At 66.5% G+C, this 10,456-nt stretch carries 9 protein-coding genes and 2 riboswitches; of the genes, 5 read left to right on the forward strand and 4 right to left on the reverse strand.

What is annotated here, in order from left to right:
• A partial coding sequence (locus BLX41_RS17785; protein WP_259744989.1) for a NifU family protein occupies window positions 1-465 on the forward strand: 465 nt, incomplete at its 5' end.
• Window positions 466-759: 294 nt separating this feature from the next.
• Here the strand turns inward: BLX41_RS17785 and cobM are convergent.
• From cobM to BLX41_RS17810, 4 genes are all read right to left on the reverse strand, one after another.
• Entirely contained in the window at window positions 760-1,506 is a 747-nt protein-coding gene (cobM, locus tag BLX41_RS17795) for a precorrin-4 C(11)-methyltransferase (protein ID WP_123725942.1), read from the reverse strand.
• Window positions 1,507-1,588: 82 nt separating this feature from the next.
• Window positions 1,589-2,002: a cobalamin biosynthesis protein gene (locus BLX41_RS17800; RefSeq protein ID WP_123725943.1), complete on the reverse strand. Its 414-nt coding sequence runs from the start codon at window positions 2,000-2,002 to the stop codon at window positions 1,589-1,591.
• Entirely contained in the window at window positions 1,999-2,700 is a 702-nt protein-coding gene (locus tag BLX41_RS17805; protein WP_123725944.1) for a CbtA family protein, read from the reverse strand. Before BLX41_RS17805 ends, BLX41_RS17800 begins: the two co-directional genes overlap by 4 nt.
• An 11-nt stretch (window positions 2,701-2,711) precedes the next feature.
• Window positions 2,712-2,900, reverse strand: a complete 189-nt coding sequence (locus tag BLX41_RS17810) for a CbtB domain-containing protein (protein ID WP_123725945.1) — start codon at window positions 2,898-2,900, stop codon at window positions 2,712-2,714.
• A gap of 96 nt (window positions 2,901-2,996) precedes the next feature.
• A riboswitch (cobalamin riboswitch) is annotated at window positions 2,997-3,224 on the reverse strand.
• 73 nt (window positions 3,225-3,297) lie between these two features.
• Window positions 3,298-3,509: riboswitch (cobalamin riboswitch) on the forward strand.
• Between the two features lie 98 nt (window positions 3,510-3,607).
• Between BLX41_RS17810 and cobW the strand changes: the two genes are divergently transcribed.
• The 4 genes from cobW (at window position 3,608) to BLX41_RS17830 (ending at window position 10,258) form a co-directional block, all read left to right on the forward strand.
• Entirely contained in the window at window positions 3,608-4,678 is a 1,071-nt protein-coding gene (cobW, locus tag BLX41_RS17815; RefSeq protein ID WP_123725946.1) for a cobalamin biosynthesis protein CobW, read from the forward strand.
• A gap of 3 nt (window positions 4,679-4,681) precedes the next feature.
• Window positions 4,682-8,455, forward strand: coding sequence for a cobaltochelatase subunit CobN (gene cobN, locus BLX41_RS17820; RefSeq protein ID WP_123725947.1), 3,774 nt, complete (start codon window positions 4,682-4,684; stop codon window positions 8,453-8,455).
• Window positions 8,456-8,588: 133 nt separating this feature from the next.
• The gene (locus BLX41_RS17825) at window positions 8,589-9,596 is read left to right on the forward strand and encodes a magnesium chelatase ATPase subunit I (protein ID WP_123725948.1); all 1,008 of its coding nucleotides are present in this window, start codon (window positions 8,589-8,591) and stop codon (window positions 9,594-9,596) included.
• A 53-nt stretch (window positions 9,597-9,649) separates the two neighbouring features.
• A complete protein-coding gene (locus tag BLX41_RS17830) occupies window positions 9,650-10,258 on the forward strand; it encodes a vWA domain-containing protein (RefSeq protein WP_123725949.1) in 609 nt (202 codons plus the stop codon).
• Window positions 10,259-10,456: the final 198 nt, after the last annotated feature.

A 10,456-nucleotide genomic window follows, 5' to 3' on the forward strand; every position in this document is an offset into this window, starting at 1 on the left:
GAGACCTGCATCGCCTATTGCAAGCCGGGCGAAGAGAAACCCGAAGACAAGGCCCTTGGCCTGAAGAGCTTCACCGCCTACATCGATGCCTTCAGCGAAGGTTTCCTCGATGATGCGGTGGTCGACTACGCCACTGATCGCATGGGCGGCCAACTGACCATCAAGGCGCCCAACGCCAAGGTGCCGATGGTCAATGCCGACAGCCCGGTCAACGAGCGCATCAACTACTACCTGCAAACCGAGATCAACCCGGGGCTGGCCAGCCACGGCGGCCAGGTCAGCCTGATCGACGTCGTTGACGACGGCATCGCCGTGCTGCAATTCGGTGGCGGTTGCCAGGGTTGCGGCCAGGCCGATGTGACCTTGAAGGAAGGCATCGAGCGCACCTTGCTCGAGCGCATCCCCGAGCTCAAGGGCGTCCGCGACGTCACCGACCACACGCAGAAAGAAAACGCCTACTACTAAGGCGTTCACTGCGAACTAAAAAAACGGCGCCCCGTGAGCGCCGTTTTTTTATGCCCGCAAGCCAACTCCCCCCAAAAAGCCTCCGTAGGAGCCGGCTTGCCGGCGAAAGGGCCCTTGAGCCTTGCGCCAATTCCGAGACCGCCTTCGCTGGCAAGCCAGCTCCTACAAGGCGTCCGGCGCGCCAACAGAGGAACTCCAACCTCGTAGGAGCCGGCTTGCCGGCGAAAGGGCCCTCAAGCCTTGCACGATGCCAAGATCGCGTTCGCTGGCAAGCCAGCTCCTACACAGGGTGTGTCAGGGGCGATAGAGGTGCGCGTGTCCGGCGCGATACAGGGACGACTCGCTGAAAACATCCGTGGCCAGTACCCGGCCCACCAGGATCAGCGCCGTGCGCCGGAAGCCCTTGGCCGCGACCTGGTCGGCAATGTCGGCCAGGGTCCCCAGGACCCAGTCCTGGTCCGGCCAGGTGGCTCGATGCACCACCGCAATCGGGCAGTCGGCGCCGTAGTGCGGCAGCAGCTCGGCGACGATCTTCTCCAGGTGATTGACCCCCAGGTGAATCGCCATGGTGGCGCCATGGGCCGCCAGGCTGGCGAATTCCTCGCCGGCGGGCATGGCGGTCTTGTCCGCATAGCGGGTGAGAATCACGCTCTGGGACACGTCCGGCAAGGTCAGTTCGGCCCCCAGCAGTGCGGCGCAGGCCGCTGTGGCGGTGACTCCGGGGACGATTTCGAAGGCAATGCCCAACTCCCGCAGGCAGCGGATCTGTTCACCGATGGCGCCATACAGGCTCGGATCGCCGGAATGTACCCGGGCCACATCCTGGCCTTGGGCATGGGCTTCCCGGATGGCCTCGATGATCTGTTCCAGGTGCAGTTCGGCGCTGTTGATCACCCGTTCTGCACGGTGGCCCTCCAGTACGGCCTGAGGCACCAGGGAGCCGGCGTAGATGATCACCGGGCAGCGATGGATCAGGCGCTGGCCCTTGACCGTGATCAGTTCCGGATCGCCGGGACCGGCACCGATGAAATAGACAGTCATGGCTGTGTCCTGTGAAAAAGGGGCTGGAGCCGTGCTTCAAATGAAGATTGCTCATGATCGAGGCGGGGGATTATCGAGGATTTTACCGGCAAGCGGCCATTGCCAGGGTGGCCTGGGCGTATTTCTGACGAGGGATCAGCAGTTTGGCCGGGCCGGGATGCAGCTGTTCGGCCATGGCCAGGGCGGCGCTTTCGGCAACGCCATAGCAACCGGTGCGTTCAAAGGCGATCTGTGAGCGGTGGCTGAGGCGCAGGGCATAAGGTGCCAATTGCGTGCTGCTGAAGCAGGTCAGCGGCAGCGCCAGTTGCTCGGCCAACTCCAGCAGACCGGGCTCGGCCTGCTTCAGGTCGATGCTCGCCAGGGCGAGGACCTGCTGCGTATCGATGCGATGGGCTTCCAGCACCTGATCCAGCAGCGCGCGCAGCGTGGTCACCGGGCAGCCTTTCTGGCAGCCCAGGCCGACCACCAGGGCCGACGCTGCGCGCACTTCGATCATGCCGAGTACTGATCCGTGTTCTTGCGCCGGAACAGCCAGGCGCTGATCAGCCCGAGGGCCAGCCAGAAGGCCGCATTGGTCAGCTGCGAGGCGATCTTGAATTGCGCTTCCAGTTCTTCCGGGGCCAGCATCGAATGCACTTCCGGTTGTGGTGCACCGATCACGTGCGGCACGGCGATGATGGCCGCGCCTAACAGTTTCAGCAGCCAGTTGCCGGCAAACACGATCAGTGCGATGCCCACGGCGGTGGAGGCGGCGGTGCCGACCCACCAGACCTGGCGCTGCACCAGATCGGCGGCGGCGGTGCCCGGCAACTCCGGCGGCAGGCCCAGGGTCGGCGCCAGGCAGAAGGTCGCATAACCCGCCAGGCCCCAGAGCAGGCCCTGGGACGTGCGGCTCGGCGCCCGCAGGGTGTAGAGCCCGGCCAGCATCAGGGCGAAGCCGACGGCCACCACCAGATTGCCGCCCGTGGTGGACAGCACCCGCTGCCAGCCGTCTTCCGGCTCCCAGGCTTGGGCGTCGTGGCTGTGACCGGCCACGGCGCCTTCGGCGTGTTCATGGACTTCTGCGGCAGGAGCCTTTTCGTAGGTTTCCGCCTGCAGAATCAGCGGGGCCACCCAGAAGCTTTGCAGCAGGGTCAGCAGCAAGGCCGCCAGCAACCCGGTGAACCCCGCGGTTTGCGCAATACGCTTGATCATGTCGGCAGGTCTCAGTGGCAAGGGAAAGCGGCGCTGTGACGGGTGTCGTGGGCGGCGTTGTGCACCGCTTCGATATGGGAGAAACCGGCGAAGTACACCAGGCAGGCGCCCAGCAGCGAAGCGCCGATGGCGGCCACCAGGCGCTGGCTCAGGGTGGAGGTGCTGCTGGTGGAATGGCTGGTGCTGCTGATGATCGACATGGCGCTTCCCTCTGGAGTGTCAGCGGGGTAGAGGCGCAGGAAAACCCCGCGTGACCGGCACGCAGGGTTTGCAACAGCGCCCGCCCACCGCGGGTTGTTATGTGTGAGTTGCGGGCCGGTCTCCGGGCTGGCGAGGGGCAGGGCCGTGTCATGCCGTGCCTGCAAGTGTCGCCTTCCCATGCCTTGGCACAGTGGATCTGACACTTCTCTCGCTTACCGTTGCGGGGGCAGCACCGGACTGGTCACGACTTTTTGCAGTAAAGCACGTGATTCACCGGTTTCCCGTTTCACCCTGTGAAGGGCACCCGTAACAAGGCGCGTAGGAGATCATGGGCGGGGTAACGTCGTCAATTGCGAACGCCGGTGTATTGCCGATTGACCGTCCCCCGCGCTCTGCGTAGCCTTGCGCCTTCGAGGTTCTTCGGCCAGCAGTCGAAGCTAAGAAGGGAACGCGGTCGATGCCGCGGCTGCCCCCGCAACTGTGAAGGGTTTCATTTCTGCAAGGCCACTGCATTCGCGTCCACAACGCCTGCGGGAAGGCGCAGAAACCGCCGGTCCAATGACTGGCAAACCCTCAGCCAGGAGACCTGCCTCGATCCAAGATTCTCACTACAACCGGGCGGGGTGATCCGGTGGCGAAATCTCCGCGCGTGCCTGCGCTGCGGCTCTCGTCCCGTATGCCCGCCACCTTTGCCAAGGGGCATCCGATGAAAACACTGGCCAAACTTCCCGTCACCATCGTCACCGGCTTCCTTGGCTCGGGCAAGACCACCTTGCTCCGGCACATGCTGGACAACGCCCAGGGCCGGCGCATCGCGGTCATCGTCAACGAGTTCGGCGAGCTGGGCATCGACGGCGAGATCCTCAAGCAATGCTCCATCGGCTGCACCGAAGAAGAAGCCAGTGGCCGGGTCTATGAGCTGGCCAACGGCTGCCTGTGCTGCACCGTGCAGGAAGAGTTCTTCCCGGTGATGCGCGAACTGGTGGCGCGCCGCGGCGATCTGGATCACATCCTCATCGAAACCTCCGGCCTGGCCCTGCCCAAGCCCCTGGTCCAGGCTTTCCAGTGGCCGGAAATTCGCAGCGCCTGTACCGTCGATGCGGTGATTACCGTGGTCGACAGCCCGGCCGTGGCCGCCGGCACCTTCGCCGCGTTCCCCGATCAAGTGGACGCCCAGCGCAAGCTCGACCCCAACCTGGACCACGAATCGCCGCTGCACGAGCTATTCGCCGACCAGTTGTCCAGCGCCGATCTGGTGATCCTCAACAAGACCGACCTGATCAGCCCCGAAGACCTGGCCAAGGTGCGCCTGGAAGTGGCCGAGGAGCTGCCGCCGGCGGTCAAGGTCATCGAAGCCAGCAGCGGCCGCCTGCCGCTGGACGTGCTGCTGGGCCTGGGCGCCGGTTCCGAGGAGCACATCGATGGCCGCCACAGCCATCACGACCATCACCACGACGGTGACGACGACCACGACGACCACGATCACGACGCCTTCGACTCCATCTCCATCGAACTGCCCCAGGCCGACGAAAGCCTGCTGCTGGACGCCCTGACCCAACTGGTGGTCAAGCACGGCATCCTGCGGGTCAAGGGTTTCGCCGCGATCCCCAACAAGCCGATGCGTTTGCTGATCCAGGGTGTGGGCACGCGTTTCGACAAGCACTTCGACCGCAAGTGGGGCGCCGACGAAGCTCGCACCACGCGCCTGGTACTGATCGGCCAGGAACTGGACGCCGCCGAGCTCGAAGCGCAACTGCGCGCCGCCCTCAGCGTGTAAGCCATGCACCTGCTCAGGACCCAGCCCGGCGGTTTCGTGTCGGATGACAACATTGCCGACCTTGGGCAAACCCCCGCCGAGCTGGTGATCCTGTGCAGCGGCGATTCCAGTCTGGCGCTGCTGGCGGACGCCGCCGAGCAATTGCCCGAGGACTACCCGAGCTTTCGCCTGGCCAACCCGATGCAGGTGCAGAACCATGCTTCGGTGGACCTGTATGTGGACCAGGTGCTGCGCCACGCCAAGGTGATCCTGATTTCCCTGCACGGTGGCATCGCCTACTGGCGCTACGGCGTCGAGCGGCTGGTGGAGCTGTCCCAGCGCGGGGTGCAGTTGATCCTGGTGCCGGGGGACGATCGTCCGGACCCGGAGCTCAGCGACCTGAGCACAGTGTCGGCCACCGAGCGTGATCGTCTCTGGCAATACCTGCGCCAGGGCGGCCGCGATAACGCCTTGAACTTCTATCGCTGCCTGGCCAGCGGCCTGTTGGGGCGCGACTACCCCTGGAGCGAACCGCAGACCCTGCCACGCACGGCGATCTACCACCCACACAAAAGCCAGGCCACCCTCAGCGACTGGCAGGCCGATTGGCAGCCCGATCAAGCGGTGGCGGCGCTGCTGTTCTACCGCTCCCACCTGCAGGCCGCCAACACCGGCTTTATCGACCTGTTCTGTCAGCGCCTGCAGGCGGCGGGTCTCAATCCCTTGCCGGTGGCGGTGGCGAGCCTCAAGGAGCCGGGCTGCCTGAGCCAGGTGGAAGACTGGCTGGATGAAACCGCAGCCGGGGTGATCCTCAACACCACCGGCTTTGCCCAATCCAGCCCGGAAGCCCCGCACCTGCGGCCGTTCCGGCGCAATATCCCGGTGATCCAGGCGATCTGCGCCCAGGACAACGAGCCGGGCTGGCGCGACAGCGAGCAAGGCCTGGGACCGCGGGACCTGGCCATGCACATCGCCTTGCCGGAACTGGACGGGCGCATCATCAGCCGGCCCATCAGCTTCAAGGACCTGGCCTGGCGCAGCGAGCGCAGCCAGTCGGATGTGGTCTGCTATCGCGGCCAGCCCGAACGCATGGACTTTGTTGCTGAACTGGCCCGGCGCTGGGTCGAGCTGGGACGCCTGGACAACGGCCAGAAGCGCATTGCCCTGGTGCTGGCCAATTACCCGACCCGGGATGGTCGCATTGGCAACGGTGTCGGCCTGGACACCCCCGCCGCCGCGCTGAACATCCTCAAGGCCCTGCAGGCCGATGGCTACCCGCTGCCGGCCGAACTGCCCGCCAGCGGCACCGAGCTGATCCGGCAACTGCTGGGCGGGGTCAGCAATGATCTGGACAGCCTCGACCAGCGCCCGTGTCAGCAAAGCCTGGCCCTGGACGACTACGCGCTGATGTTCCAGGCCCTGCCGGAAGCCAACCGTCAGGCAGTGCTGGCGCGCTGGGGCGCACCGCAGCAAGACCCGATGTTCCGCGACGGGCGGATGATGATCGCCGGCCTGCGCTTTGGCCTGACCTTCGTCGGCATTCAGCCGGCCCGGGGTTATCAGGTGGACCCCAGCGCGGTCTACCACGACCCGGACCTGGTGCCGCCCCATGGCTACCTGGCGTTCTACTTCTGGCTGCGCCAGGCCTACGGCGCCCACGCGCTGATCCATGTCGGCAAGCACGGCAACCTGGAATGGCTGCCGGGCAAGGGTGTCGGCCTGTCGCAGAACTGCTGGCCGGATGCGCTGCTGGGGCCGCTGCCGAACATCTACCCGTTCATCGTTAACGACCCGGGGGAGGGCGCCCAGGCCAAGCGCCGTACCCAGGCGGTGATCATCGACCACTTGATGCCGCCCCTGACCCGCGCCGAAACCTACGGCCCGCTGCGTAATCTGGAGCTGCTGGCGGACGAGTACTACGAAGCCCAACTGCTCGACCCACGTCGCGCCCGGGAGCTGCAGCGGGACATCCTGCAACTGGTGCGCGAGACCCACATCGACCGCGAGTTGCAACTGGGCGAGCAGCTTGACAGCGACGCCGACGCGGCGATCTGGCTGCCGCGCCTGGACACTTACCTGTGCGACCTCAAGGAATCGCAGATCCGCGATGGCCTGCACGTGTTCGGCGAATCCCCCGACGGCCGCCTGCGCATCGACACCCTGCTGGCCTTGCTGCGCATTCCCCGGGGCGATGGCAAGGGCGCTCATGCCAGCCTGCTGCGCGCCTTGGCCAAGGCCTTCGGCCTGGGCTTCGACCCTCTGGACTGTGCCCTGGCCGAACCTTGGACCGGGCGCCGCCCGCAGCCGTTGCGACAGCTCAGCGATGCCTTGTGGCGCACGGCGGGCGATGTGCGCGAACGCTTGGAACTGTACGCCGCAGCATTGATCGAAGCCGCACTCCAGGGCCCGGTGGCGCAGTTGGACGAGCCCGGCTGGGAGCCGGTGCGCGTGATCATCGAGGCGTTGCGCGAAGTGGTCGCACCGCGCCTGGACGCTTGCGGCCCCGCGGAAATGCGCGGCCTGCTGGATGCCTTGAGTGGGCGTTTCGTCCCCGCCGGCCCCAGCGGCGCGCCGAGCCGTGGCCGTCTGGACGTGCTGCCCACCGGGCGCAATTTCTATTCGGTGGACGTGCGCAACCTGCCCACCACCACCGCCTGGCGCATCGGCTTCCAGTCGGCCAACCTGATCCTCGAACGTCACCTGCAGGATCACGGCGATCACCTGTTGCAGCTTGGGCTGTCGGTCTGGGGCACCGCCACCATGCGCACCGGCGGCGACGACATCGCACAGGCCATGGCCCTGATGGGGGTGCGTCCGGTGTGGGCCACCGGCAGCCAGCGGGTCGACGATTTCGAGATCCTGCCCCTGAGCCTGCTGGACCGGCCCCGGGTCGACGTGACCCTGCGGGTGTCCGGGTTCTTCCGCGATGCCTTCGCCAACCTGATCCGCCTGTTCGACGCAGCGGTGCAAGCGGTGGCGGCCCTCGACGAACCCGAGGACATGAACCCGCTGGCGGCCAGAGTCCGCGCTGAACGCGCAGCCTTGATTGCCTCCGGCCTGGATCAGGACACCGCTGCGCGTCAGGCCGGCTGGCGGATCTTCGGCGCCAAGCCCGGGGCCTATGGCGCCGGGGTCCAGGGTGCCATCGACGGCCGCCTGTGGCAGAGCCGCGAGGACCTGGCCGAGGTCTACTTGAACTGGGGCGGCTACGCCTATGGCGGCAGCGACGAAGGCACCGCCGCCCGCGAGCAGTTCGCCTCCCGCCTGAGTCAAGTGCAGGCGGTGCTGCAGAATCAGGACAACCGCGAGCACGACCTGCTGGATTCCAACGACTACTACCAATTCCAGGGCGGCATGCTGGCGGCGGTGGAAAGCCTCAGCGGCGCCAAGGCCGCCAGCTACCATGGCGACCACAGCCAGCCGGACCTGCCGAAGATCCGCACCCTCAGGGAAGAACTGAACCGGGTGATCCGCTCGCGCGCGGCCAACCCGAAATGGATCGAAGGGGTCAAGCGCCATGGCTACAAGGGCGCCTTCGAAATGGCCGCGACCCTGGACAACCTGTTCGCCTTCGACGCCACCACCGAGCTGATCGACGATCACCAGTACGCCTTGCTGGCCGATGCCTACCTGCTGGATGACTCGACCCGCGAGTTCGTTCGCCAGCATAATCCCCACGCCCTGCGCGACATGACCGAGCGCCTGCTGGAAGCCCAGCAGCGTGGCCTGTGGCAAGCGCCCGGCGATTATCGTGAAGCCCTGGAAAACCTGCTGCTGGATATCGAAGAAGATTCCTGAGGCGGCGAGTGCTGTGCACTCGATCGCGAGCAAGCTCGCTCCTACAGGGCTGGCATTGCCGTTGTAGGAGCGAGCTTGCTCGCGAAAGCGTCCCCCCGGACACCCCCAGACCCGACCCAAGCGAGACCCCGACATGAGTGACACCCCCCATTTTCCGCTGTCCGCTGTGGTCGGCGCCGACGCCCTGAAATTGGCCCTGTGCCTGACCGCCATCGACCCGAAGATCGGCGGTGTGCTGATCGAAGGCCCTCGGGGCATGGCCAAGTCGACCCTGGCCCGGGGCCTGGCCGACCTGTTGGCCAGCGGGCAGTTTGTCACCTTGCCTCTGGGCGCCACCGAAGAGCGCCTGGTGGGCACCCTGGACCTGGACGCCGCCCTGGGTGAAGGCCGGGCGCAATTTTCTCCGGGGGTTCTGGCCAAGGCTGACGGCGGCGTGCTCTATGTCGATGAAGTCAACCTGCTGCCCGATCACCTGGTGGACCTGCTGCTGGACGTGGCTGCCAGCGGCACCAACCTGATCGAGCGCGACGGCATTTCCCATCGCCATTCGGCGAAATTCGTACTGATTGGCACCATGAACCCGGAAGAGGGTGAACTGCGTCCGCAGCTGCTGGACCGCTTCGGCCTCAACGTCGCCCTCAGTGGCCAGACTGCACCGCAGGAGCGCGGGCAGATCATCCGGCGGCGCCTGGATTTCGACAGCGATCCCCAGGGTTTCTGTACCCAGTGGGCCGAGGCGCAAACCGCGTTGCGCGAGCGTTGCCAGCAGGCCCGAGCGCTGCTGCCAGCCATCGCCCTTGATGACCTGTCCCTGGAGCGGATCACCGAGCGTTGCTTCGCCGCAGGAGTCGACGGTCTGCGTGCCGATCTGGTGTGGTTGCGGGCCGCCCGGGCCCACGCCGCCTGGCGTGGCGCCAGCGCCATCGCCGAGGAAGATATCGACGCGGTGGCCGAGTTCGCCTTGCGCCACCGCCGCCGGGAGCATGCGCCCAGTGCGCCGCAATCGGGGCAACGTCCTCAGGCGCCGGTCCCCCACGACGCCAACCCCAGCGAAGGCCAGGGTCAATGGGGCGAGATGCCGGCCCAGGCTTTGCCCACCGGTGCCCGTCGTGAAGTGCCCAGCTGGCCAAAAAAGCCTTAGGCATTCGTCCCCGCACTGATCGGGGGGCGGATGCCAAGCCCCGGGCGGGGCACCTGGATCATGGCCGGCAAGGCAAAGGCCGCGAAGCCCGCGGCGGTTCCATCAACTGGCCCGGCACCTTGCTCAAAGGCCGGCCGCGCCTGCACCAAGACCTGCTGTTTCGCCTGCGCAGCCGCGCGCCCCATGAACTGTGGCTGGTGATCGTCGATGCCTCGGCCTCGACCCGTCGGCATTCGGCCCTCAGCGACGCCAAGGGCTTGCTGGCGCAACTGTTTGACGACGCCTATCGCCAGCGTGCGCGCCTGGCCCTGCTCACGGCCAGCGGCCAAGCGCCTCGTTGGCAGGTCCAGGGCCTGAAAGCCTCCAAGGATCTGCGCCACTGGCTCGACGGCCTCGGAGCGGGCGGCGGCACGCCATTGCCCCAGGCACTGGCCGAGGCGGCGCAGTGGCTGCAACAGCGCCAACGGCGACTGCCGGCGGAGCAACGGCGCGTGCTGCTGATCACCGACGGTCGCCTGAAAACCCTGCCGGCCCTGACTCCCTTCGACTGCCCAACCTTATTGCTCGACATCGAACGCGGCCCGATCCGCCTCGGCCGCGCCCGGGAACTGGCCGCAAGCCTCAACGCCGCCTACCAGCACCTCGACGCCAATACCCCCTGACTATTGCCCGACACACCGCACATCCCCCCGTAGGAGCTGGCTTGCCAGCGAAGGCGCCGGCCAGGGCGGTGCAAGGCTTGCGGGCCTCTTCGCCGGCCAGCCGGCTCCTACAGGTGGCGGTGTTGGCGAGGGACGAAAATTCCCCCGTAGGAGCTGGCTTGCCAGCGAAGACGCCGGCCAGGGCGGTGCAAGGTTTGC

It is taken from the genome of Pseudomonas protegens (genome assembly GCF_003732485.1).
Lineage (GTDB): Bacteria > Pseudomonadota > Gammaproteobacteria > Pseudomonadales > Pseudomonadaceae > Aquipseudomonas > Aquipseudomonas protegens_B.